Annotated in this window: 20 protein-coding genes; 14 read left to right on the top strand and 6 right to left on the bottom strand. The window is 26.1% G+C overall.

Annotated features, from left to right (window positions below):
- The first annotated feature begins 98 nt into the window (after positions 1 to 98).
- Both HMPREF0216_RS10620 and HMPREF0216_RS10615 read left to right on the top strand, forming a co-directional pair.
- On the top strand, positions 99 to 3,272 hold the full coding sequence (locus tag HMPREF0216_RS10620) for a DEAD/DEAH box helicase (protein ID WP_040419681.1): 3,174 nt from the start codon (positions 99 to 101) through the stop codon (positions 3,270 to 3,272).
- Positions 3,273 to 3,380: 108 nt separating this feature from the next.
- The gene (locus HMPREF0216_RS10615; RefSeq protein WP_005214075.1) at positions 3,381 to 4,421 is read left to right on the top strand and encodes a M42 family metallopeptidase; all 1,041 of its coding nucleotides are present in this window, start codon (positions 3,381 to 3,383) and stop codon (positions 4,419 to 4,421) included.
- A 70-nt stretch (positions 4,422 to 4,491) separates the two neighbouring features.
- Here the strand turns inward: HMPREF0216_RS10615 and HMPREF0216_RS10610 are convergent, their stop codons facing one another.
- Together HMPREF0216_RS10610 and HMPREF0216_RS10605 are read right to left on the bottom strand one after the other, a co-directional pair.
- Entirely contained in the window at positions 4,492 to 5,220 is a 729-nt protein-coding gene (locus HMPREF0216_RS10610; RefSeq protein ID WP_005214074.1) for a phosphatase, read from the bottom strand.
- 148 nt (positions 5,221 to 5,368) lie between these two features.
- Positions 5,369 to 5,563 (bottom strand): hypothetical protein, encoded by a 195-nt coding sequence (locus HMPREF0216_RS10605; protein WP_005214073.1) that lies wholly within the window; start codon positions 5,561 to 5,563, stop codon positions 5,369 to 5,371.
- Positions 5,564 to 5,768: 205 nt separating this feature from the next.
- Between HMPREF0216_RS10605 and HMPREF0216_RS10600 the strand changes: the two genes are divergently transcribed.
- The 5 genes from HMPREF0216_RS10600 to HMPREF0216_RS10590 all read left to right on the top strand — a co-directional run bounded on the left by HMPREF0216_RS10600 (position 5,769) and on the right by HMPREF0216_RS10590 (position 10,311).
- Positions 5,769 to 6,491 carry a thioester domain-containing protein gene (locus HMPREF0216_RS10600; protein ID WP_005214072.1) on the top strand — a complete coding sequence of 241 codons (723 nt, stop codon included), beginning with the start codon at positions 5,769 to 5,771 and terminating at the stop codon, positions 6,489 to 6,491.
- A gap of 136 nt (positions 6,492 to 6,627) precedes the next feature.
- The gene (locus HMPREF0216_RS10595) at positions 6,628 to 7,488 is read left to right on the top strand and encodes an SDR family oxidoreductase (RefSeq protein WP_005214071.1); all 861 of its coding nucleotides are present in this window, start codon (positions 6,628 to 6,630) and stop codon (positions 7,486 to 7,488) included.
- A 155-nt stretch (positions 7,489 to 7,643) separates the two neighbouring features.
- Positions 7,644 to 7,793 carry a hypothetical protein gene (locus tag HMPREF0216_RS17345; RefSeq protein WP_005214070.1) on the top strand — a complete coding sequence of 50 codons (150 nt, stop codon included), beginning with the start codon at positions 7,644 to 7,646 and terminating at the stop codon, positions 7,791 to 7,793.
- Between the two features lie 36 nt (positions 7,794 to 7,829).
- Positions 7,830 to 7,985, top strand: a complete 156-nt coding sequence (locus HMPREF0216_RS17340; protein ID WP_005214069.1) for a hypothetical protein — start codon at positions 7,830 to 7,832, stop codon at positions 7,983 to 7,985.
- Positions 7,986 to 8,211: 226 nt separating this feature from the next.
- On the top strand, positions 8,212 to 10,311 hold the full coding sequence (locus tag HMPREF0216_RS10590; RefSeq protein WP_005214068.1) for a sodium-translocating pyrophosphatase: 2,100 nt from the start codon (positions 8,212 to 8,214) through the stop codon (positions 10,309 to 10,311).
- A 119-nt stretch (positions 10,312 to 10,430) separates the two neighbouring features.
- Here the strand turns inward: HMPREF0216_RS10590 and HMPREF0216_RS10585 are convergent, their stop codons facing one another.
- A complete protein-coding gene (locus HMPREF0216_RS10585) occupies positions 10,431 to 11,543 on the bottom strand; it encodes an amidase domain-containing protein (protein ID WP_040419685.1) in 1,113 nt (370 codons plus the stop codon).
- Positions 11,544 to 11,746: 203 nt separating this feature from the next.
- Here HMPREF0216_RS10585 and HMPREF0216_RS10580 point away from each other — a divergent pair, with 203 nt between their 5' ends.
- The 3 genes from HMPREF0216_RS10580 to HMPREF0216_RS10570 all read left to right on the top strand — a co-directional run bounded on the left by HMPREF0216_RS10580 (position 11,747) and on the right by HMPREF0216_RS10570 (position 14,197).
- Positions 11,747 to 12,682: a metallophosphoesterase gene (locus HMPREF0216_RS10580; RefSeq protein ID WP_005214066.1), complete on the top strand. Its 936-nt coding sequence runs from the start codon at positions 11,747 to 11,749 to the stop codon at positions 12,680 to 12,682.
- Positions 12,683 to 12,810: 128 nt separating this feature from the next.
- Positions 12,811 to 13,554, top strand: a complete 744-nt coding sequence (ymfI, locus tag HMPREF0216_RS10575) for an elongation factor P 5-aminopentanone reductase (RefSeq protein ID WP_005214065.1) — start codon at positions 12,811 to 12,813, stop codon at positions 13,552 to 13,554.
- 235 nt (positions 13,555 to 13,789) lie between these two features.
- Positions 13,790 to 14,197: a hypothetical protein gene (locus tag HMPREF0216_RS10570; RefSeq protein ID WP_005214064.1), complete on the top strand. Its 408-nt coding sequence runs from the start codon at positions 13,790 to 13,792 to the stop codon at positions 14,195 to 14,197.
- A gap of 72 nt (positions 14,198 to 14,269) precedes the next feature.
- Here the strand turns inward: HMPREF0216_RS10570 and HMPREF0216_RS10565 are convergent, their stop codons facing one another.
- On the bottom strand, positions 14,270 to 15,763 hold the full coding sequence (locus HMPREF0216_RS10565) for a sensor histidine kinase (RefSeq protein WP_005214063.1): 1,494 nt from the start codon (positions 15,761 to 15,763) through the stop codon (positions 14,270 to 14,272).
- Positions 15,753 to 16,436, bottom strand: a complete 684-nt coding sequence (locus HMPREF0216_RS10560) for a response regulator transcription factor (RefSeq protein WP_005214062.1) — start codon at positions 16,434 to 16,436, stop codon at positions 15,753 to 15,755. Before HMPREF0216_RS10560 ends, HMPREF0216_RS10565 begins: the two co-directional genes overlap by 11 nt.
- 187 nt (positions 16,437 to 16,623) lie before the next feature.
- Here HMPREF0216_RS10560 and HMPREF0216_RS10555 point away from each other — a divergent pair, with 187 nt between their 5' ends.
- From HMPREF0216_RS10555 to HMPREF0216_RS10545, 3 genes are read left to right on the top strand one after another with little or no spacing between them, the layout of a single operon-like run.
- Positions 16,624 to 17,862, top strand: a complete 1,239-nt coding sequence (locus tag HMPREF0216_RS10555) for a M16 family metallopeptidase (RefSeq protein ID WP_005214061.1) — start codon at positions 16,624 to 16,626, stop codon at positions 17,860 to 17,862.
- Positions 17,863 to 17,880: 18 nt separating this feature from the next.
- Positions 17,881 to 18,516, top strand: a complete 636-nt coding sequence (gene recX, locus HMPREF0216_RS10550) for a recombination regulator RecX (protein ID WP_040419680.1) — start codon at positions 17,881 to 17,883, stop codon at positions 18,514 to 18,516.
- Positions 18,517 to 18,533: 17 nt separating this feature from the next.
- Positions 18,534 to 19,589: a transglutaminase-like domain-containing protein gene (locus HMPREF0216_RS10545; RefSeq protein WP_005214059.1), complete on the top strand. Its 1,056-nt coding sequence runs from the start codon at positions 18,534 to 18,536 to the stop codon at positions 19,587 to 19,589.
- Positions 19,590 to 19,598: 9 nt separating this feature from the next.
- On the opposite strand, the gene HMPREF0216_RS10540 is transcribed toward HMPREF0216_RS10545, so the two are convergent.
- Positions 19,599 to 19,955, bottom strand: a complete 357-nt coding sequence (locus HMPREF0216_RS10540) for a tetratricopeptide repeat protein (protein ID WP_005214058.1) — start codon at positions 19,953 to 19,955, stop codon at positions 19,599 to 19,601.
- 159 nt (positions 19,956 to 20,114) lie between these two features.
- Between HMPREF0216_RS10540 and HMPREF0216_RS10535 the strand changes: the two genes are divergently transcribed.
- Positions 20,115 to 24,404 carry a 2-hydroxyacyl-CoA dehydratase gene (locus tag HMPREF0216_RS10535; RefSeq protein WP_005214057.1) on the top strand — a complete coding sequence of 1,430 codons (4,290 nt, stop codon included), beginning with the start codon at positions 20,115 to 20,117 and terminating at the stop codon, positions 24,402 to 24,404.
- The last annotated feature ends 88 nt before the right edge of the window (positions 24,405 to 24,492 follow it).

Here is a 24,492-nt window from a genome sequence, read left to right as displayed (position 1 = left end):
AAATAATTATTTTCCTCCTACTCGATTATTAGGAAGGCTTATATGCTATAATAATGATTAAATAGTATTTATAATCAATGAAAAGAGGTGAGTAAATATTGAATTTGAAAGATATTTTAGATAAAGTATTAGCCTTAGGATCTAATGTTACTATTAAAGAAGGCAAAGAGATTTATAAAGAAAAGTTAGTATCAAATTTAAGTAGTAAAAATATTTCTGGAATATACCACATATATTCTAAGGTAAATAGTAAAAAAGAGTATTATAGTTGTCATATTAAAATTGATTTAAATAAAGAAAAGGTTATTGGATGTACATGCACCTGCAAACAGTATGAGGATTTTTCTAAGTATAAAAGTGACTATATATGCAAACATATAGTTGCTAGTACTTTTACTTTTTATTCAGCTGTAAAAAAGAAAATAAATAAAAATAATATTAATGTAAAAGAGAGAAAAAATGTTCCATTAAAAGAAAAAATTAAATTAAAATTAGATATAGACATAAAGGAAGCAACAGACTTACATAAAATAAGCCCTAATGAAAGAAAATATTATATTCAATTGAGGATAGGAGAGACTTCTACATATTTAATTAGTAAATTAAAGGAATTCTTTAAACATAAAAATGAAAATAAATCCCTTAGAATCAATGGTGAATTTCTATTTAATCCATATGCCATGAGTTTTAATAGTAATGATGAAGAGCTTTTATACTTTATTTATCAAAATTTAGCTATTAATAATTCTGTTAATAATTATAATAAAGTTAACTTAAGAAATTCTATTGAAATATATGAAGATAGATTCTTAGTTGTGAAAGATGATGTATTACGATCCATATTAATGCTAATTAATAGAGATAAAAAGATTAAGTTAAATTATGATTATATTAATTATGAATCTTATGTATTTAATGAAGATCTTAATCTTACATTTACTTTAAAATTAGAAAAAGATACAGTTGTATTAACTACAAAAAAGAAATTACCGGTCCCATTAAGTAAAAACTTCGATATATTCCTAAACGAAAGAAATATATATTTGCCAAGTGATACTCAATCAAAACACTATAAAAAATTATGGGAAGAACTAAAGAAAAATGGGAAGATACTATATAAAAAAGATTCTAGAGAAATATTAAACTTGCTTAAAGTATTAAAAAATATAAGTAATGATATATCTTTAGGGGAAGGTGTTAAGAGGTTTTGTATTGAGCTTTTTAATATAAAGCTTTACTTTGGCTTTGAAAACTCACAAATAACTTGTAAGGCCTCCATAGATTACTTAGGTGATACTATAAATATTTTAGATAAAAATAATGAAATCTTTTTAAGAAATTTTGAACTAGAAGATTATATTGAAAGAAGATTAGAAAGATTACGCTTTATTAAGAAAAATGATAAATTCATATTCATAGGTAACGATGATGAACTTTTTGAATTATTATCAGTAGGAATTCCTTCATTGAGTAAATTTGCTAAAGTAGTATTTTCAAATAATTTTAATGAAGTGTCGCTTATTGGAGAAGAATGTATATCATCATCACTTGAAGAAGAGGATGATAAATTTTATTTCAAATATGCTATAGAAGGCTTAGAATTTTATGAGTATAAAAATATATTAAATGCTATGAATGAAGGTAAGAACTATTATAAGACTAAAAAAGGAAAACTTTTAAATTTAAGAGACTTAGGTATTAAAAATTTCTTTAATATGATAGATAATTTAAATGCTGATTCTGAACTATTAAATGGTTTGTTAGAAGTAGACAAAAATAAAGCTTTATTCTTAGAAAATAATATAACTAATAGCAATTTGACCTTCATTAGAGGAAGTGAGATATTAAAAAAAGTTACTAATAAAATTTCTAATAGAATAAATGATCAATTAAATCAACCTGAAGGTTTAAATGGTACATTAAGAAATTATCAATTAGTTGGATTCAATTTTCTAAAATCTTTAAGTTATATGGAATTTGGTGGGATATTAGCGGATGAGATGGGTCTTGGTAAAACCATTCAAGTTATATCATTCTTATTATCTGAAACTAATAAAAAATCACTGATAATAACACCAACTTCTCTTATTTATAATTGGAAGGAAGAGTTTATTAGGTTTGCACCAAATATGAAAATTGGTATAGTTCACGGAAGTAAATCAGCTAGACAAAAGGTGCTTGCAAATAAAGATTTATATGATGTACTTATAACTACATATGGAACTATAAAAAATGATATTGATTTTTATAAAAGTAATATTTTTGATTATTGTATTATAGATGAAGCTCAAAATATTAAAAATCCAAAATCACAAAATACTAAGACAATAAAAAGTATAAATGCAAAAACTAAAATTGCACTGACAGGAACACCTATTGAAAATAACTTACTTGAACTTTGGTCAATATTTGATTTTATAATGCCAGGCTATTTATTTAATGAAAAGAAATTCAAAGAAAAATATATAAATAACGATGAAAATATTGATGAATTAAAGGAATTAATTAAACCATTTATTTTAAGAAGATTAAAAAAAGATGTTTTATTAGAAATACCAGATAAAATTGAAAAGAAATACTTTGTCCCTATGACATTAGCTCAAAAAGTAGCTTATAAAAATTATATGAAGGAAATAAAAAATAATATTAAAAATAAAAATACTGATAAGTTTACTATTTTATCTTATTTAACAAGACTTAGACAATTGTGTCAAGATCCTTATTTAATTGATAATAATTATTTAGGGGATAATGGTAAACTACCTATAGCTTGTGAAATAATAAATGACGCAATTAAAAATAATAATAAAATATTAGTATTTTCTCAATTTACTTCTGTTTTAAAAAGATTAAGAAATAAGTTAGAACTTGATAATATTAATACCATGTATTTAGATGGAGCTACTAATGCAAAAGAGAGAATTAATCTTGTAGAAAATTTTAATAATAGTGATGAAAGTTTAGTATTTTTAATTTCTTTAAAAGCAGGAGGTACTGGATTAAATTTAACATCAGCTAAAATTGTAATTCATATGGATCCTTGGTGGAATCCTGCCATTGAAGACCAAGCTACAGATAGAGCCCATAGAATTGGTCAAAAGAATATTGTAGAGGTAATTAAGCTTATTTCTAAAGATACAATAGAGGAAAAAATTATACAACTTCAAGAAGAAAAAAGGGAAATTATAAATGATGTTTTAAATGATGATGTTACCAACACTAAATTAATTTCTAAACTTACAAATGATGAAATATTAGAATTATTTGAATAACTGTTATTTATATATTTGAGTGCTAATATTTAATGTGGTATTATAAAAATGTTACAAGAAAATTTTACCACACAAACTAAAGAGGGTAATTTTGAGGAGGCTATTTAATTGAGTAAAGAGTTTAATATTAACAGAGAATTTTTATTAAGTACAGCAAATGAAATATTAAAATTCCATAGTCCTACAGGCTTTTGCTTTGAAATAATGGACAAAATTGAAGCTATGGTTTTACCATTAGGATATAAGTTTGAAAGAACTAATAAAGGTTGTGGAATAATAACAGTAGAAGGAGAGAATTGTGATTTAACAACAGGCCTTTGTGCTCATGTTGATACGTTAGGTGCCATGGTTAGGTCCATAACAGCCTCTGGTACATTAAAATTCACTATACTAGGAGGTCCAATACTTCCAACACTCGATAGTGAATATTGTATTATAAGAACAAGAAATGGTAAAGAGTATACAGGTACCTTCCTAAGTACTAGTCCTGCCGCACATGTTTTTGAAGATAGTAAATCTAAAACTCGTGATGAAAAAAACATGGAAGTTAGAATTGATGAAATTGTAAAGTCTAAAAGTGATGTAGAAAAACTTGGAATAGCTCCAGGTGATTTTATATTTATAGATCCTAAAACAACTATAACTGAAAGTGGATTTATTAAATCAAGGTTTATAGATGATAAAGGTAGTGTAGCCGCAATAATTACATTATTAGAAATGATGCATAGAGAAAATTTAAAGCCAAAGAATACTTTAAAAATTGTTATTTCAACTTATGAAGAAGTTGGGCATGGCTCATCTTATATTCCAAGTGATATTAGTGAAATGATTGCTGTTGATATGGGATGTATTGGAGATGATTTATCGTGTAGTGAATATGATGTATCAATTTGTGCTAAAGATTCTAGTGGCCCATATGACTATAATATGACTACTAAGCTTATTAACCTAGCTAAAGAAAATAATTTAAACTATGCTGTAGATATTTATCCTATGTACGGTTCTGATGTAAGTGCTGCACTTAGATCTGGAAATGATATAAGGGGAGCGCTTATAGGTCCTGGTGTACATGCAAGCCATGGTATGGAAAGAACACACGTAAATGCTCTTATAAATACTATCAAACTTTTAGCATTATACTTAATATAATAAATTAAAAAGGTAACTAGATAATAACTTTTATTCAAACTTTCTAGTTACCTTTTATATTAATAATAAATTATAAATCTTCAAGTCTTCCTTTAGATTTTAAATGAGCGATTAGTTTATCTGGCTCATTCATTATAAGTTCTTCTGGCATTTCTATCTTTTTAAATAGTTCAATTCCTTTACTAAATTCTCCTATACGATTGCTAAAATGGGCATCAGATGTAAGAATTACTTTAGTTTTATATTTTTTACAAAGTATAGCAACTTTTTCACAATTCACATCACTACCAACTCTTGATGCACCTGCAAGTGAACTATTATTAATTTCAATCATAATATTTTTATCATGAGCCTTTTTTATAATAGCATCATAATCAAGTTCATAGTTAGGATTTCCCAAGTGTCCTAATATTTCAACCTTTTCATACTTATCCATTACATTTAGTATAGCTTGTGTATTTTCCTTTAATGTTTTAGGTGTAAAAATTGGTTCATGAAATGATGCAATCATATAGTCTAAGTTTTTCATTCCATCAAAAGGTAAATCTATATTACCATCTATGTCTGTAATATTAGCTTCACATCCCCTTAAAATAATGACATCCTTTATTACTCTAGGTAATACTTTTAAATTAGCAAAATACCAATAATGAGGTGCTCCGGGCATTGTTGGTGCATGCTCAGATGTACCAAGAATTTTAATACCATTTTTAGAGCAATAATCTATGTTTTCCATTAATGTAGTATAAGCATGTCCACTTACTATTGTATGAGTATGTAAATCAGATAAATAGTTCATAATAATCTCCTTCTAAGCTATGTCTAAATTTTATAATTTCAGTTATTAGTATATACTATTATTATTTAAATGCAAATTCTCAATTTATTGATAATTAAAACTTTAAATTTAAAAACCATACTATAAAATAGTATGGCTATAAATTTTATCAAACTCCAGTTACTTTTATACTTTCTAATAAATGCTTATACCTTAAAAAGTCACTATAGAGATTGTCTATTTGTTTTTCAATAATTTCTCTTTCTCTATATTGAGATGTCTTTTTTAATTTATCACTTAAATTTTGAATTTGTTCATCGATATTCCACATTTCTTTCATCACTTCGTAAGCGTTATTTTTCATTTAATAATCACTTCCTTTCAAAATTAAAGTTGAATCTTAATTTTACATACAAATTATAGCATATTTTACTTAAAAAATAAAAAAACTGTAGGTTATAATAAATATATTCAAAAATAAAAATTATGCTATTTTATAAAAATATAAGTATATATTTCATATAGAAGATAATACTACTAACAGAATAATTTGTTAGGAGCTATAAAAAATGAAGAAGAAACTAATTAATACCTTTACTACACTATTTTTAATATTAGTGTTAATAATTATAGCTTTTGATATTAATAGTACAAATGCTAAAATAATTATTAATAATGATATTATTAAAGAAAGTGAAAAATTTACAAATTCAATACCAGAATCAATTGTTATAAACACTGGCAATACTATTATAGGAAATATTTATTATGATGATTATTATTTACAAGCTAAAAGAATCAATTGTGAAATAGGAATACCTTATTGTTTAGAAATAGAGAAGAATTATCCAAGTGGAGAAAACTTTATAAGCATTGGAAATGTACGCAATGATATTATTGGTATATTAGCTGCTGGATATCCTAATAAATCTATTAAGGAGCTTGGTGTTGATACTGAAAATGATGCTTATTTTGCAACCCAAATTGCATTATGGAGTAAAATAGAAGGATATGATATTAATAAATTTCAAAGCTCTAATATTAAAATTTTAGATGCAATAAAAAACATTTATGCAAACGCTGAAAATTATACATCACAGGATGTTCGTCATACTCTTTTAGAATATGAAACATCAGCTAATTCAGTTCAAAGAATAGTGTTATATATAGAAAATTCAGTGGAAGTAAATCCATCTCCTGATAATTCAATTAACTCACCCAAAATAGATAATTCTAATATATTAAAGGATACTAATGAAATATTAGATAATAAGTGCAAAGGCAATGGTTAATATTTTATAATAAAGCTAAAAATATATTTTTAGCTTTATTTGTTCATTATTAATTAATATGTAGAAAAATAATTGCTTTTAATATAAAATTAAATAATAAAAATATACTATGATTAAAAGCGATTAGGAGAATATTATGAAAAAAATATTAGTTACTGGATGCGATGGTTTTTTAGCATCTAGATTTATTGAATACTATAATAATAAATATGAAATAGTAAAAGTTAATAGAAAAGAATTAGATATTACAGATGAATATAAAGTATATAAGCTTTTTAAAGATAATAAATTTGATTTAGTATTTCACAGTGCAGCAATATCTGATACAGGTAAATGTCAAAATAATCCTGAATTAGCAAACGAAATAAATTTAAATGGAAGTATAAATATTGCAAAAGGTTGTGCACTTAATAATAGTACTTTAATTTTTGCTAGTAGTGATCAAGTTTATGCTGGAAATAAAGAATCTGGTCCCTATAGTGAAGATATAATTAAAGTTCCTAATAATGTATATGGATTTACTAAATTAAATGCAGAAAATGAAATAAAAAATATACTAAATAATTACTATAATTTAAGGTTAACTTGGATGTTTTCATTTCCTGAGAGAAATAAAAGAGTTAATACTAATATAATCACCAATATATTAAATGCAGCATTAAAATCTGAAAAAATTGCTTTAGCAACTAATGAATTTAGAGGTATAAGCTATGTTTATGAAGTTATAAAAAATATTGAAAAGCTATTAAATTCTCCTTTTGGAGATTACAATTTTGGTTCTGAGAATCATATGAACACTTATGAAATTGGTAAAAAAGTATTGCAGGATTTAGGTTTATACCATAGGTTAGAAGATATAATAATAGAAGATACAGAAAGATTTAAAAATAGTAAGAGAGATCTTAGAATTAGTAATAAAAAATTAAAAGAAAACAATATACATTTTTCTAATACTTTTGAAGCAATAGAAAAATGTATTAAAGAATTTAAGTTTTAGTCTGAAAAACACACTTAATTTAAATTAAGTGTGTTTTATTTAGCAAAAAAAACATATTTACCTTTTCATCGCTAACTTATGTTAATTAATGCTTAGAATAAGAATCATAAAAAACCATAAAATAATAACATCAAAACATAAGGAGGGATTTAAATATGAAAAAATTAGATGCACTTTTAAGTAGAGATGTAGCTAAAAGAATGATAATTGATGGAAAGCCTTGGGAAGAGATTATGGATACTACTCATTTAAGATTAAAAGATTTAAAGCGCATACAAAGAGATGAAATAGACCCTAAGTTTTAAGGTAAAATTTAAAATTATAAAAATAGGAGATTTAGTATGAATAATAGCAATAAAAGAGAATATACTAAAGAAAATTATTTAAAAAATGGTTCTAAAACCCAAAATCACAATCCTAAAAATAAATATAATACAACTTTAGAAGAGCCCGCTTTAAATGAAAGCGGAATAGAGGCTAAAAAAAGAGGATTTTAATATTAACTAAATAAAAAGAGTACTTATTATAAAATTTATTTTATAACAAGTACTCTTTTTATTAGCATACAAAATATAAAAATTTTAATATTAATTGCTACTTTTAATATATTAATAGTCGAAATAACAAAAAACTTCTTGTTTTATTAAAATGATAATAAGTAAAAATAAGAAATACAATGTATTGTAGAGATAAATTTTAATTTAAGGAGGACAGATAGTAAGCATGAATTTAATAGTTTTTGCTCCAGTGGGAGCAAGTTTAGCCTTAATTTTTGCTGCATATTTTGCTTACACAATTTTTAAAGTTGACGAAGGTACGGATAGGATGAAGTATATCGCATCAAGCATAAGAAAAGGAGCCAATGCATTTTTAAAACGCCAATATAAAGGTGTTGGAATTTTCTTTATATTTATGTTTATTGTACTATTTATATTAGCTCAATTTAAATTTGTTAGTATTTTTATGCCTTTTGCATTCTTAACTGGAGGAATTTTTTCAGGTTTAAGTGGATATTTAGGTATGAAAATTGCAACTAATTCTAACAGCAGGACAGCAAATGCTTGTACAAAGAGTTTAAATAGTGGTTTACGAGTAGCTTTTTCCAGTGGATTAGTTATGGGACTTGTTGTTGTAGGTTTAGCATTAGCTGATTTAAGTATTTGGTATCTTATTTTAAATTGCTATTATAGTTATCTACCTATTGACCAAAGAATCTCTATTATTACTACAACAATGTTAACTTTTAGTATGGGCGCTTCATCAATGGCTCTTTTTGCAAGAGTTGGTGGAGGGATATTTACAAAAGCTGCAGATGTAGGTGCTGATTTAGTAGGTAAAGTTGAAATTGGTATTCCAGAAGATGACCCAAGAAATCCAGCTGTTATAGCTGACAATGTTGGTGATAATGTTGGTGACGTTGCTGGAATGGGAGCTGATCTTTATGAGTCTTATGTAGGTTCAATTTTATCATCTTGTGCTTTAGCAGTATCAGCTGGTCTTTCTGTTAAAGGTGCTGCTATTCCTTTAGTAATTGCCTCTATTGGTGTAATGGCATCTATAGTTGGAAGCTTTTTTGTTAGATCAAAAGAAGATGTATCTCAAAAAGCATTATTAGGTGCATTAAGAAGAGGAACATATTTTTCTGCAATCGTTATAGCTATAGCATCTTTCTTTGTTGTAAATAATATTTTAGGAAAAGGTCATCTAGGAGTATATTTTTCAATATTATGTGGTTTAATTGCTGGTTTATTAATAGGATTCTTTACTGAATATTATACTAGTGATAATTATAAACCAACAAAAAGTATAGCAGAATCCTCTGAAACAGGCCCTGCAACTGTAATAATTACAGGATTATCTGTTGGAATGAAATCTACAGCTGCTCCAGTAATTATTATAGGATGTTCAATTTTAATTAGCTATGTTTCATCAGGTGGTTTAACTAACTTTAATATGGGGCTTTTTGGTATAGCAATATCTTCTGTCGGTATGCTATCAACTCTAGGAATAACTTTAGCAACTGATGCTTATGGTCCAGTAGCAGATAATGCTGGTGGTATTGCTGAAATGGCTGGATTACCTTCAGAGGTAAGAGATAAAACTGATGCTTTAGATTCTTTAGGTAATACAACAGCAGCAACAGGTAAAGGGTTTGCTATAGGTTCTGCAGCATTAACTGCCTTAGCTTTTATAGCTGCATATAAGAATTCAATAGAACAAATGGCTATAGAAAATAATTTATCATTTACTTTTGATTTATCAATTTTAAATCCACAAGTTTTGATAGGTGCTTTTATAGGTGCTATGGTGACTTTTGCATTTTCTTCTTGTACCATGAGTGCTGTTGGTAGAGCTGCTAGTAAGATAGTTATTGAAGTTAGAAGACAATTTAAAGAAATAAAAGGATTAATGGATGGAAAAGCTGAGCCTGATTATGAATCTTGTGTTGATATTTGTACTAAATCTTCTCAAAAGGAGCTTTTAGTAATTGCTGCAATAGCAATTATTACCCCATTAGCTGTTGGATTAATATTAGGACCTAATGGTGTTGCAGGATTGCTTGCTGGAGCAACTATTTCTGGATTTGTTCTAGCAGTTATGATGTCAAATTCAGGTGGAGCATGGGATAATGCTAAAAAGCATATTGAGGCAGGCAATTTTGGTGGAAAAGGATCCGAATGTCATAAAGGAGCTGTTGTTGGAGATACTGTAGGGGATCCGTTTAAAGACACATCTGGTCCAGCTATAAATATATTAATTAAACTTATGTCAATTGTATCAATAGTATTTGGCATGGTGATTTTAACATTCCATATTTTCTAACAGAAATTTAAATTTGTATATGTAAAGCAGAGTAATTTAATTTTTATTTAAATTACTCTGCATTTTTTTGTTATATTTTAACTATACTTCTTAATTAAAAATATTTTAAATTGTACTTATTAATAATGAACATCTATAAAATGAAATTTTATATTGCTATTACTCCATCCTAAATCATATGGTACTAACATTCTATCTGTATTATGACAAGTTACTAAAGGATATCCCTTTGAATCTAAGCCTGTAACAGTTGACACATGAGTTATTCTACCTTTTTTTTCATAAGCTACTATATCACCAGGACGTAATTGAAAAGAGTCTTTATATGTATTACAGTAAGATCCTTTTGAAATATACGAAGCTCTACCACTGTTTACCAAATAATTCTTAAATCCTTGAGCGTTGACCCATGCTTTTGTAGCACTTTTTCCACGATAATTCCAAATATCATTCTTTTTAAATCCGCCACCTTCATAAAGAATTTGAGATGCAAAATTAGCACAATCACCACCATCTGGATTAAAGTTTTTATAATCCTTATTATATTTAAATAAATGACCTTCTTCCTCACTTATACCACAATAGGTATGAGCATAATCAATTGCTTTTTGTGTTCTTTCATCAATATTATACTCTGGGCATTTATGTGCTAAAATAGTCTCTTTAATTTCATCACATTTTATATTTTCTAATTCTAAAGAATCAGCTAATGGATCTGTATACCATTCTTTACTTATTACATATTTATCACTATCTTTTTTCAAATTTATATAATGACATGTTCCAAGTTTAAAAGTATTTTCAACTGTTGGTTCATCTTCATAAGCATAAGTAAACTTAGTACATGCATAACAAATTACAGTATATACATCCTTTTCTTTTTCATTTACTTTGCTAACTTTAATAATTGAATTGATTTTAGTAAAATTAGCGCCTTGTTTATCACACCAATTAGAAAAATATTGTATTTTTTTTGCTTCATTTTCATATGCCCATAAACCTACCTTTTTATTTAAGTCATAGAATTCCTTAAGTCCTTCACTATCTTTTGCAAGTATTGCAGTATTTCTATTTAAAAATATATTCTCTATAATTGGTTGAAATTTAGATTTTAATTCTTCATTCTCATCTAAACTATTAAGATATAATATATCACTTTTCATAGTTTCTACTTCATTTTTAGGTAATTCCTCTGCAAAAGAAATAAAGATGATATTATTAATACTTAACATGGTTATAATAAAAATTTTACATAAATTATTTTTTAAAGAAATATAATGAGGATGAATATTAAAAATAGATTTTTTAATCATTATTATTACCCCTTTTTCTTATGTTTCTAATAGTTTGTGCTAAGTATCTAACTTTTATAAAAAAATATCAAATTTAAATTTAAAATCATAAAATATTAAAAATACTATTAAGTGGTGAAAAAATGTCTGAAAAGCAATTAGATACTTTATATAATGAAGGCTTTACTGTAAATTTTAACGATGATTCAAAGCTGGTTTTTATTTCTGATGTTCATAGAGGTGATGGAACATACTCTGATTCACTTTTACCAAATAGAAATATTTATATTACCGCTTTAAGATATTATTTAAAAAATGATTATACTTATATAGAGGTTGGTGATGGTGATGAACTTTGGAAAAATAAAAATTATAATGAAATAGCATATTGTTATGAGGATATTTTTAAAATTCTTAATAAATTTAAGAAAAAAGAGAACATATATTGTATTTATGGTAATCATGATTTTATAAAGAAAAATAAGAACTTTAAAAGAAATCAAGAAAAAGCATTAAGAAAAATAGGAGCTGATTATGGCCAAGCTTTTATTGAATTTATAAGTGATATTGAATTTTATGAAGGTATAAATTTTATGTACACACCTTTAGAAGAAAAATTTCTAGTAACCCATGGAAATCAAGTTGATATACCTAATAATGAGCTTTGGGTTATTAATAGATTCCTAGTAAGATATTTTTGGAAATTTTTAAATGGTATAGCAGGTTTTCGTGATCCAACTACCTCTGCTAAAAGCAAAACAAAAAGAAGCAGGGAAGACATAAAACTACAATCTTGGGCTATAGATAATGGAAAAATGATACTTTGTGGTCATACTCATAACAGTAGGTTTCCTACTGTTTATGAGCCTCCATATTTTAATGATGGTTGTTGTGTACTTCCTTATGCTATGACAGCAATTGAAATAGAAAAGGGAAAGATAAAATTAGTAAAATGGGAAATTAATGCTCAAGAAACAGGATCTCTTTGGGTTGTTAGAAAAATAATAGGTGGCCCAACACCTATATCATCTTATTTGCAATACGCAAAAGAAGAAAGAATAAAAAAAAGGAAGAATTAAAGCAATAAAAATAAAATATATAAAATTCTCTATATTTTTATATTCACTTGTTATATTATAGCTTATATATTTTTAAAATTAATGATAATATAAATTAATATACAATATAAATAAGTGAGGATAAATAAATGAGTGATTTAATTGGTAAAGTTGTTTTAATTACTGGTTCATCTAGAGGAATAGGAAGTGCAATAGCTAAAGAACTTGCTCATAAAGGTGCAAGTGTTATTATAAATTTTTCACAAGATAATTTAGGTGCTGAAAAAACATTAGAAGAAATTCAACTTAATGGTGGATATGCTAAAATAATAAAAAAAGATATTTCAAATTCTGTTAATTGTAAAGAGCTTATAGAAGAAGTTATATCTATATTTGGAAAAATAGATATATTAATTAATAATGCAGCAAAATCACAAGTAGGACTATTTATGGATTTTACAGAAGAGGATATTGAAGGTTTAATAAACACTAATCTTTTAAGTGCTATGTATTTATCTAAATATGCACTTCCATACATGATAAGTAAAAATTATGGAAATATAATAAATATCTCTTCTATATGGGGGGAAGTAGGAGCTTCTTGTGAAGTTGTATATAGTACAACAAAGGGTGGGCTTAATTTATTCACAAAATCCTTAGCAAAAGAAGTTGCTCCTTTTAATATAAGAGTTAATTCTATAGCTCCAGGGGTAATTAATACTGAAATGAATAGCTTTTTATCAGAAGAAGAAAAGCAAAATTTAATAGATGAAATTCCAATGAATAGATTTGGGGATGTTTCAGAAATAGCTAAAGCTGTAGCTTTTCTATGTAGCGATGATTCTAAGTACTTAACAGGACAAATTATTAAAATTGATGGTGCTTTTATTTAATCAAAAAGTATATTCTATATAATAAAAATTTTCTTTTATTATATAGAGACAATTTAAATTGTAAAAAGTTATGATATAATATTCATAAGTGTAACTTAGAATTTTTATTTTATGAAGTTTAGCTTGAATTAAGTTCTAAATTTCATCTAAAGTGTGCATATGTAATTTAATAAATTAAAGTTAAAAATTGTATGCATTTTAATTACTTAAAAAGATATAGTAAGATGGTGAACTCATGATAAGAATTAAAATAGATAAAAATAGACTTGGTGAACCAATATTTAAAATTGGATTTAAGGAATTAACTGATAAAGAATATAAATTTTTAAAAAGAGCTTTAATGGAAGCAAAAGAGATTTCAGGAAACTTTAAATATGAAATACCTTTAAGATATTTTATTCCTATATTAAATAATTTAGATAAAGAAAATTTAAAGTTAGATAGACATAGTAAACTATCTTATTTGGAATTTTCCGATATATATGATGAAAAATATTTTTATACTTTTCAAGCAACCCCTAAATATATGAAAAAATGGCGAGAAGAAGAGTGTCCTGATATTTTTAAAATTGAAATTAACAAAGATACTTTACAAGTTTCCAAGGAAATTATATTTAAAAAAATAAATAGACAATATATATAATAAAAATAGCCTATCTTTAGAGCATCCCTATGTAGTAAACATGGAATATTGAAAAGATAGGCTATTTTTATTTTATTCTATTACCTTTTTTAAGCTAAATGTAAAAATTACTCCATTATCGCTATTTTTTATTGAAAAAGTACTATTGTGTAGTTCTAATATTATTTTAACACTAGCTAGACCAAGTCCAAAGCTATTTTGACTTCTATCACCTGATTTATCAAGTTTATAAAATGTAGTAAATAAATTCTCAATTTCAGATTCTGGAATAGTTACCCCTTTATTTTCTATTGAAATAATAAAGTCTTCCTCTTCTTCATTAACTTTAATAAATATATCATTATTAGATGGAGTATATTTAATACAATTTGAAATTAAGTTTTTAATAACTTGCTCCATTTGAAGTATATCGGCTCTAACATAAGCATAATCAGGCAAATTACTAAAAATAACGTTAAGCTCTTTATTCTTAAGTTCTAAGGAGAATTTTTTAACAATCCCTTGTAGCATTCTTATAATATTAAACTCTTCTAAATTTAATATTATGTCTCCCGATTCAAGCTTTGATAAATGTAACATGTTAGTTAATAAAGAGTTCATCTTTGCAGCTTCATCAATAATGGTCTCAAGATATATTTTAGCATTTTCACCTGAAACAATGCCATCCTTTAGTCCTTCTGCATATCCACTAATAATACCAATAGGCGTTTTTAAATCATGGCTAACAGTTGCTACAAAATCTTTTCTCATTTTTTCAAGATTTCTTTCTTTTTCTATGTCATTTTCCAATTGCTCATTTTTCTCTCGTAAATCTTGAAGTGATTTTTCAAGATTAGATGATAAGAAGTTAAGTGTACTTGCAAGATTACCGATCTCATCATCAGATGAAACATCACATTTAACATTAAAATCTAATAATGACATCTTTTTAGCTATATTGTTAAGCTTAATAAGAGGATTACTAATAAGTTTTGAATAAATCTTAGATAAAAATATAGCAACTATTATAAAACCTATTAAAAGATAAAGATAAAAACTTTGAATAACGGTATATGCCTCCTTTATAGGTTGTATAGATGATACTGAAATAATTATAGAATCATGTTCACTTTGAAGTGACATTGGTGCAATAATTCCTATTTTTTTTATATCGCTATCTTTATTAGTAAAAAGTGTACTTTTTATTTTACCTGTAGATATAACCTCATTGAGCAATTCTTTATCTGATAATAACTCTGAACAAAAATTTGTGAGAAATTGCAAATCTTCAAAATTACCATCGTAATCAGTTAAATATCTTAGATTTCCGTCTAATGAAAAAATAGCAATACGAGAGTTGTTAGTTTCCTCATAAGATTTTAAAGCATCAACTAATACGCCTTTATTATGAATTTGATAAGAATACATAGTTTGAAGGCGCTTAACATTTATAAGTAGTGCTTTAGTTTTTTTAGTTAAATAGAAATCTTGAAAAAATAGTGTTTGAAATAAAAATGTAAGTAAAAATACAACTGAAATTAACCCAAATGTTATTACAGAGATTCTTTTTGATATACTATTTTTCATTTTGTACCTCAAACTTATAACCACTTCCTCTAACTGTAACTATATAATTGGATTTAACTCCTAACTTTTCTCTAAGCCTTTTAATATTTGTGTCAACAGTTCTTAAATCTCCATAATAATCTAACCCCCAAACATTATCTAGTATTATATCTCTAGTTAATGCAACTCCACTATGTTCTGATAAATAAACTAGTAACTCGAATTCCTTTGGTGATAAAGTTAAATGTTCATCATTAACTTTAACTTCATGAGCAAGCTTGTTTATAATCAATCCATTATAATTTTGTTCTACATTATTATCATTATAATCATTAGTCCTTTTTAATAATGCTTTTATTTTAGCAATTAATATTTTAGGTGAAAATGGTTTAGTTATATAATCATCAGCACCAACTTCATAACCAAAAAGTTTATCCTCTTCTTGGCCTTTTGCAGTTAATAAAATAACTGGAAGATCTGATACTTCTCTAATAGTTTCTAATACTGTTATTCCATCAACCTTTGGCATCATGATGTCTAAAAGAATTAAATCTACCTTATTATTTTTAAAAGTGAATAATCCTTCATCCCCATCACATGCCTCTAAAACTGAAAACCCTTCAGCTTTTAAATAATCCCTTAAAAGAAATCTAATTTTTAATTCATCCTCAATAATTAAAATAGTCTTATTCATAAATGCTCCTTTAATAACGTATTTTATATAATAATTATAGACTAAAAGTTTTTAAATATAAACTATAGAAGTATTATTATGTTGTAATTAAGCAGTAAATTATAGTATTATACTAGAAGGAAAAATAGAATTTTAACAGTATTTAAATAGAAATTTAAATGAACAAATGGGGGGAATTACTAAATAGATGGTTAAATTGAATTTTGATGTAAAAAAACATATTTTGCCTAATGGCCTAGAAGTATTAACAATAAAAAAGGATACTCAAATATCTTCAATAAATGTCGGAATAAAAGTAGGTGCACTAAATGAAAGCTTAAATGAGAAAGGAATTTCACATTTTATAGAACATATGCTTTTTAAAGGTACAATAAATAGAAACTTTGAAGCTTTAAATGATGATTTAGAATCATTAGGTGGAGAATACAATGCCTATACAGACTATTCACAAACTGTATATTCAATAAGTTGCTTAGAAGAGGAGTTAGTAAATGCTATAGACTTACTTTCAGACATGATAATTCATTCAGATTTTCCATTAGAGGAAATTGAAAAAGAAAGGGGAGTTATACTAGCAGAACTTAGAGCAAGTAAAGATAGTGTTGAAGATTACAGCTTTAGACGAACAAATGAAGTTGCATTTACAGAAAGTGCCCTAAGATATGATGTTGCTGGATTTGATAAAAATGTTAAAAGCTTTAATAGAAAAGAATTAGTAGAGTACTATAATAAATACTACTTACCTAATAACTCACTAATAACTATGGTAAGTTCTTTATCACATGAAGAAGCAATTAAAAAAATTATCAAAGCTTTTGGTGAATGGAAACCTGGAAAAAGGATACAATGTAAGGTAAAAGATGAAAAAAATAAATGTACTAAAGAAATATCAAAAAAAGAAAATATAGAGTTAAGTACCATAATATATTTATTTACCTTTTATGACCTAGAAAAAAAATACGAGCTTCCACTAAGAATATTAAATCATAGATTAGGTGAAAGTTCTAACTCTTTATTATTTAGGGAAGTACGTGAAAATAAAGGCTTAGCTTATGATATATATTCACATTTAGATATGACTCAAAATGTAAAAACACTATATATTTATACTGCTGTAGATGAAGAAGATATTGATAAAGCGTCCGATGCAATAGAAGAAATATTAAGCAATATAAAAAGTGGGCATATTGAAATTGGTGTAAAAGATTTAGAAATAATGAAAAAAGTCCATAAAACAGCTGTAATATCAACCCTAGAAGATTCAGTTGAATTATGCAATTATATCTTAAACCAGGCACTTGAAGGTGAAGATATATTTGAGTTTTTAACTGATATGGATAATTTAAATAAAATTACTAAAGATGAAATTTATAAAACAGCACATAAAGTTTTAAATAACCCTACAGTGCATATATTAAAATCCTAAATGTAGGTGGAAGTAGTTATGAATATAATAACAAAAATAGAAGTTGGAAAAAGAAATAAAGAACGTGTAAATATATTTATAAATGATGAATTCGCATTTTCAGTAAGTGCAGAAATTGTATATAAGGAAAATTTAAAGGTTAAACAAGAAATAGATATAGATTCCTTAAAAAAAATAGTAAATGAAGATAATTATATAAAGTGTAAAAATTCTGCGCTTAAAATTATTGAACGAACACATAAGAGTGAAAAAGAAATTAGAGATAAACTAGTATTAAAGGATTATGAAAATCATATAATTGATAAGACAATTAATTTCTTAAAAGAATATAATTTTTTAAATGATAGTAATTATGCAAAAATGTACGTAAGAGATAAAAGTAAAACTCAAGGACAAATGAAAATAAAATATACATTAAAACAAAAAGGCATAGATGAAAGTCTTATAGAAAAAGAATTATCAATGATAGATAATAACGAGCTTAAAGATGTAGCAATAGATTTAGCTTTAAGAAAATATAAAACACTATGCAAAAGAGAAAATGATAAGTATAAACTTAAGCAAAAACTTTATAGATTTTTAATGGGGAAGGGATACGAATATAGCTTAATTTCCGAAGTTATAAAGATTGTAGTTAATGATGAATTAATATAATAAAAGGAGCAATCTTAATGAGTGAAATTCTCTCTTATGGTATATGTACTATTATATTGTTTCTTGTATTAGGTGATAGTATAAAAAAATCACTTAATACAAGAACAATAAAATTTGTACTAGAAAAAATGCTTTATTATTTTTCTATATTTGTTGCATTTATAACATTATATTTTAAAATAGATGTAATTTTATTAATGATAACAGATTTTATTAATAATTATTTTACAAGTAATATTATTGTAACTGATATCTTAAAAATATTATTGCTTATGTGCTTGTTTTTTATTATACAGCTTTCAATTTATTTCATATGTAAAGGTATATTTTTTTTATTAGGATCTAAGAAAAAAATTAATAAAGATATAGTATTGATTTTCTTTTCATCTATAATTGGGTGTTTTAACGGAATTATTATACTTGGAATTATATTTCTAAGCGTTATAACTTATAATAATACTGTTGGATATAACTCCCAAATTAATATTTTTAACAATTTAAACACATATAATAAAGTTTCAAAACTAGTTGAAAATAAAAGAGTTTACTTTAGTGAGGAACTTGTTGAAAAAATTTTACCTGCTAATAACATAATAATTTATTATAATGGTGTTAGAATAGAAGACGGTATTATGTCTTCAGAAGAAATAGATAGTAAAGCTTTAGAATTAACAAAAGGTTGCAATTCTGATAGAGAAAAAGCCCGAATATTATATTCATGGATTGGTAGTAATTTAGAATATGATTATGATAAAGCTAAAATGGCATTAAACAATGAAGAGTTAGAAGATAGTGGAGCAATTTCAGCTTGGACTACGCGGAAAGGTATTTGCTTTGATTATTCTTGTCTTTATGTGGCTATGGCTAAAGCTACTGGACTTAAGGTAAGACTAGTCACAGGTGACGGATTCGATGGAGTACAATATGGTCCTCATGCATGGAATGAAGTCTATTTAGATGATGAAGAAAAGTGGATTCCACTTGATACAACTTTTTATTTAGCCGGTGATTATTTTGATAATTATGACTTTTATAATGATCATATTAAAGAAAGCATTGCGGGAGAATGGTAAAAGCGCTAATTATAGCGCTTTTTTATTTTTACTTATTAAAAGATTTATAGCCTTTTCACAATCCTTATCTGTGCTGTCTAGAGCCCAAGCTCTATTAAAGTATAATAATGCCTTTGTTTTTTCTTCGAGCATTGCATAGCAATATGCCAAATTAAAATAATATTTACTTTCTTTTTGTATTGATAATGCCTTTTTTAACATTTCTATAGCTTTGCTATATTCTTTAAGCTTAATATGACAAACTCCTGCATTATAATAAGAACATCCTTCATTTTCATTAGATTCTATAGATTCTATATAATAATCTATCGCTTTCTTATAATCCTTATTATTATAACATCTATTTCCTTCGCTAAAGTAACTCATAAACACCTCCTAAGTAATTCTTACTAATATTCTAATTATTGTCTATATTCAATATTATTATTCATAAAATTGTAATATGTTTAGAATTAAATATAGACATATATATAAGAAAAATATAGTAAATATAAAATGATAATATATTTTTGTGAGTGTGATAATATGAGTTATTTAAAATTAGGAATTGATGTAGGTTCAACAACAATAAAAATTATAGCACTAGATAATTTAGGAAGAATCACTTATAGTGACTATAAAAGACATTATTCAGATATTAAAACAACTTTAAAAGAAGTTCTTATTGATTTATTTAATGTTATTAATGATTCTAACGTAAAAGTTACAATTACAGGCTCTGGTGGAATTGCTGTTTCAGAATGGCTTAATTGTACTTTCGAGCAAGAAGTTATAGCCTGTACAAAAGCAGTTCAAGAATACTTACCACAAACAGATGTTGTTATAGAACTTGGTGGTGAAGATGCTAAAATAACCTATTTGAAAAATGGAATAGACCAACGAATGAATGGTACATGTGCTGGTGGAACAGGTGCATTTATTGATCAAATGGCTATTCTTTTAAATACAGATGCGGAAGGCTTAAATAATTTATCAAAAGACTCTACAATAATTTATCCTATAGCATCTAGATGTGGTGTTTTTGCTAAAACTGATGTACAACCTTTAATTAATGAAGGAGCTAAATCAGAGGATATTGCAGCATCTATATTTCAAGCCGTTGTAAATCAAACTATAAGTGGACTTGCTTGTGGTAAACCTATTAGAGGAAATGTAACATTTTTAGGAGGACCTCTTCATTTTTTAGATGGTCTAAGAGAGCGATTTATCAAAACTCTGAATTTAAGCGATAAAAATTATAATGTACCTGATAATGGTGAGTTATATGTAGCATTAGGTGCAGCTCTTTTAAGTGAAGATAGAGATACGTTAACTATAAAAGAATTAATAAATAGATTGAATAATACAACTATAGAAATAAATAAAGATAATTCTTTAGAGCCTCTATTCTTAAATGAACAGGAGTATATGGATTTTAAAAAAAGACATGCCTTAAATGATGTAAAAAGGGAAGACTTAAGTACTTATAAGGGAAATGTTTTTATTGGAATAGATGCAGGCTCAACAACCACTAAGATGGTAGTAATAGGAGATCAGGGGCAATTATTATTTTCTAAGTATAATAGCAATGAAGGTAGCCCCTTAATAAAAACTATTACCATGTTAGAAGAATTTTATGAAAAAATTAATGATGATATAAACATAGCAAACTCAACTGTAACAGGATATGGTGAAGCTTTAATTAAAACAGCATTAAAAGTAGATAATGGTGAAATTGAAACTATATGTCACTTCAAAGGAGCTAAATATTTTAAAGATAATGTTGATTTCATATTAGATATTGGTGGTCAAGACATGAAGGCCTTAAAAATAAAAAATGGAGTTATAGATAGCATATTGTTAAATGAAGCTTGTTCTTCTGGATGTGGATCATTTATTGAAAGTTTTAGCAAATCTTTAAATTTATCTATAGAAGAATTTTCAAAGCTAAGCATTAAATCTAAATCTCCAGTTGATTTAGGCTCAAGATGTACTGTATTTATGAACTCTAAAGTTAAACAAGTTCAAAAAGAGGGTGCTGATATTTCAGATATTTCTGCAGGGTTATGTTATTCTGCAATAAAAAATGCTCTATATAAAGTAATAAAAATACGAAATTTTAATGAGCTTGGGAAAAATATTCTAGTTCAAGGTGGTACTTTTTATAATGATGGCGTATTGAGAAGCTTTGAAAAAATAACTGGTATTAATGTTATAAGACCTAATATAGCTGGATTGATGGGTGCATTTGGAGCAGCATTAATAAGTAAAGAAAAATATGAATTAGGAATGAAAACATCATTAGTTAATAAAGATAACTTAAAAAGCTTTTCTATGGATACCAGTTGTAGAAGATGTGGCGGTTGTGGAAATAATTGTCTATTAACAATTATTAAATTTAATAACAATGAAAAATTTATTACAGGTAACAGATGTGAAAAACCATTAGGTCATATAAATAAAAATTCAGAGATCCCTAATTTATATAAATACAAATTAGAGAGAATATTTAATTATGAACCCTTATCAAAAGAAGAAGCTATAAGAGGTGAAATAGGAATTCCTAGAGCACTAAATATTTATGAAAATTATCCATTTTGGTTTACTTTACTTACAAGCTTAAAATTTAGAGTAATTTTATCTGAAAACTCTAGTAAAAAGATATTTAATCTAGGAATAGAAACAATACCTTCTGAGTCTGTATGTTATCCAGCAAAGCTCACTCATGGACATATACTTTCACTTATAAATAAAAACATAAAAACTATATTTTATCCATGTGTTCCATACGAATATATAGAAGATAAAAATGCAAATAATCATTATAATTGTCCAATAGTTACATCTTATCCTGAGGTTATTAAGCATAACATAGACCAATTAAACCTTAAAGGTGTAAAGTATATATCACCATTTTTATCACTTCATAATAAAGAAAAACTATATAAAAGAATAGTAGATATATTTAAGGACTATAATGTTACATTAAAAGAAGCTATTACTGCTGTAAATTTAGCTTTTGAAGAGCGCGAAAATGTAAAAAATGATATAAGAAATAAAGGAGAAGAAGCTCTAAAATATATAAATGATAAAAAAATAAAAGGTATAGTTTTATGTGGACGTCCTTATCATATTGATACTGAAATAAACCATGGACTACCAGATATCATAACTTCGTATAACATGGCAGTTTTAACTGAAGATAGCATATCTCATTTAGGCAAAGTTAATAGGCCATTAAGAGTCGTTGATCAATGGATGTATCATACACGATTATATAAAGCTGCTTCTTTTGTTAAAGATAGAACCGATTTAGAATTAGTTCAATTAACATCATTTGGTTGTGGATTAGATGCTGTTACTTCTGATCAGGTTTCTGAAATACTTGCTTCTAGAAACAAAATGTATACATTAATAAAAATAGATGAAGGTACTAACTTAGGTGCTGTAAGAATTAGGTTAAGATCACTAAAAGCAGCCATGGAAGAGAGAGAAAAATTTAATATAGAACTAAAAAATGTTGATACAAATTATAAAAAAAATATATTTACTAAGAAAATGAAGAAAGATTGGACAATACTTGCACCTCAAATGTCACCAATACATTTTCAATTTATAGAAAGAGCTGCACGATCTAGTGGATATAACTTAGATGTACTGCCAGGTGATGATAAGCAAGCTGTTGAAGAGGGATTAAAATATGTTAATAATGATGCATGCTATCCTTCGATTCTTGTTATCGGACAAATTATAAATGCATTGAAATCTGGAAAATATGACGTAAATAAAACAGCAGTTATTATTACACAAACAGGCGGAGGATGTAGAGCAACTAATTATGTTGGATTTTTAAAGAAAGCTTTAAAAGAAGCTGGATTTAAAGATGTACCAATTATTTCTTTAAATACTATAGGATTAGAAAAACAACCTGGATTCACTATAACATATGAGCTTATAAAAAAATTAATTATGGGCATTATATATGGTGATTTATTTATGCGAGTGTTATATAGAGTTAGACCATATGAAAAAGTAAAAGGTTCTGCAAATGCATTATATAATCAATTTAGAGAAAAGGCATTCATTAATATAGAAAATGGCAATAAAAATGAAATGAATGAAAATATAAAAGAAATAGTTAGCTCTTTTGATAAACTAGAGATAAATGATATTGTTAAGCCTAAGGTTGGAATAGTTGGAGAAATCTTAGTAAAATACCATCCAACTGCTAATAATAATATAATTGATGTTTTAGAAAAAGAAGGTGCCGAAGTAGTAGTACCTGACTTATTAGATTTCTTTTTATATTGTTGCTTTAATAATGTTTTTAAATACAAGTATTTATCAGGAAGTAAATTAGTTAAAGATGGTTGTAATATTGCAATATCTTATATTGAATCATCTAGAAAGGTTTTAATGGAAGAACTTGAAAAGAGTGAAAGATTTGGATCACCTGTTAAAATAAATGCCCTAGCCGAAAAAGCCAATAAAGTTGTCTCTTTAGGAAACCAAACTGGTGAAGGATGGCTTTTAACTGGTGAAATGATAGAACTTATAGAAAATGGCGTTAATAATATTGTTTGTGTACAACCTTTTGCATGTCTTCCAAACCATGTTACTGGTAAGGGTATGATTAAAGCTTTAAAAACAAAATATCCTCTTGCCAATATTATTGCAGTAGATTATGATCCTGGTGCTTCTGAAGTAAATCAAATAAATAGAATTAGGCTTATGATGTCAGTAGCATTTAAAAATTTAAATTTAACAGAATGTAATATAAATTATAATCCTAAAGAAATTAATATAAATATGAAAACTGTTCCTACGAATATTTAATTATATTTATTTGCCCCAAGTTCGTATTTTTAATTAACTTGGGGTAATTTTTTCTTATAAATTTAATTTTTCGACATTTTTTTTGTAA

The sequence above is a fragment of the Clostridium celatum DSM 1785 genome (assembly GCF_000320405.1).
In the GTDB taxonomy this organism is placed as follows: Bacteria; Bacillota; Clostridia; order Clostridiales; family Clostridiaceae; genus Clostridium; species Clostridium celatum.
The sequence above is the reverse complement of the archived record's forward strand: the minus strand, read 5'-3'. Positions and strand labels throughout refer to the sequence as shown.

Excerpts from the sequence above, each read along its gene's own strand:
- HMPREF0216_RS10610 (WP_005214074.1), bottom strand. The coding sequence starts at position 5,220 with ATGAACTATTTATCTGATTTACATACTCATACAATAGTAAGTGGACAT.
- HMPREF0216_RS10605 (WP_005214073.1), bottom strand. The coding sequence starts at position 5,563 with ATGAAAAATAACGCTTACGAAGTGATGAAAGAAATGTGGAATATCGAT.
- HMPREF0216_RS10600 (WP_005214072.1), top strand. The coding sequence starts at position 5,769 with ATGAAGAAGAAACTAATTAATACCTTTACTACACTATTTTTAATATTA.
- HMPREF0216_RS10595 (WP_005214071.1), top strand. The coding sequence starts at position 6,628 with ATGAAAAAAATATTAGTTACTGGATGCGATGGTTTTTTAGCATCTAGA.
- HMPREF0216_RS17345 (WP_005214070.1), top strand. The coding sequence starts at position 7,644 with ATGAAAAAATTAGATGCACTTTTAAGTAGAGATGTAGCTAAAAGAATG.
- HMPREF0216_RS17340 (WP_005214069.1), top strand. The coding sequence starts at position 7,830 with ATGAATAATAGCAATAAAAGAGAATATACTAAAGAAAATTATTTAAAA.
- HMPREF0216_RS10590 (WP_005214068.1), top strand. The coding sequence starts at position 8,212 with ATGAATTTAATAGTTTTTGCTCCAGTGGGAGCAAGTTTAGCCTTAATT.
- HMPREF0216_RS10585 (WP_040419685.1), bottom strand. The coding sequence starts at position 11,543 with ATGTTAAGTATTAATAATATCATCTTTATTTCTTTTGCAGAGGAATTA.
- HMPREF0216_RS10580 (WP_005214066.1), top strand. The coding sequence starts at position 11,747 with ATGTCTGAAAAGCAATTAGATACTTTATATAATGAAGGCTTTACTGTA.
- ymfI (WP_005214065.1), top strand. The coding sequence starts at position 12,811 with ATGAGTGATTTAATTGGTAAAGTTGTTTTAATTACTGGTTCATCTAGA.
- HMPREF0216_RS10570 (WP_005214064.1), top strand. The coding sequence starts at position 13,790 with ATGATAAGAATTAAAATAGATAAAAATAGACTTGGTGAACCAATATTT.
- HMPREF0216_RS10565 (WP_005214063.1), bottom strand. The coding sequence starts at position 15,763 with ATGAAAAATAGTATATCAAAAAGAATCTCTGTAATAACATTTGGGTTA.
- HMPREF0216_RS10560 (WP_005214062.1), bottom strand. The coding sequence starts at position 16,436 with ATGAATAAGACTATTTTAATTATTGAGGATGAATTAAAAATTAGATTT.
- HMPREF0216_RS10555 (WP_005214061.1), top strand. The coding sequence starts at position 16,624 with ATGGTTAAATTGAATTTTGATGTAAAAAAACATATTTTGCCTAATGGC.
- recX (WP_040419680.1), top strand. The coding sequence starts at position 17,881 with ATGAATATAATAACAAAAATAGAAGTTGGAAAAAGAAATAAAGAACGT.
- HMPREF0216_RS10545 (WP_005214059.1), top strand. The coding sequence starts at position 18,534 with ATGAGTGAAATTCTCTCTTATGGTATATGTACTATTATATTGTTTCTT.
- HMPREF0216_RS10540 (WP_005214058.1), bottom strand. The coding sequence starts at position 19,955 with ATGAGTTACTTTAGCGAAGGAAATAGATGTTATAATAATAAGGATTAT.
- HMPREF0216_RS10535 (WP_005214057.1), top strand. The coding sequence starts at position 20,115 with ATGAGTTATTTAAAATTAGGAATTGATGTAGGTTCAACAACAATAAAA.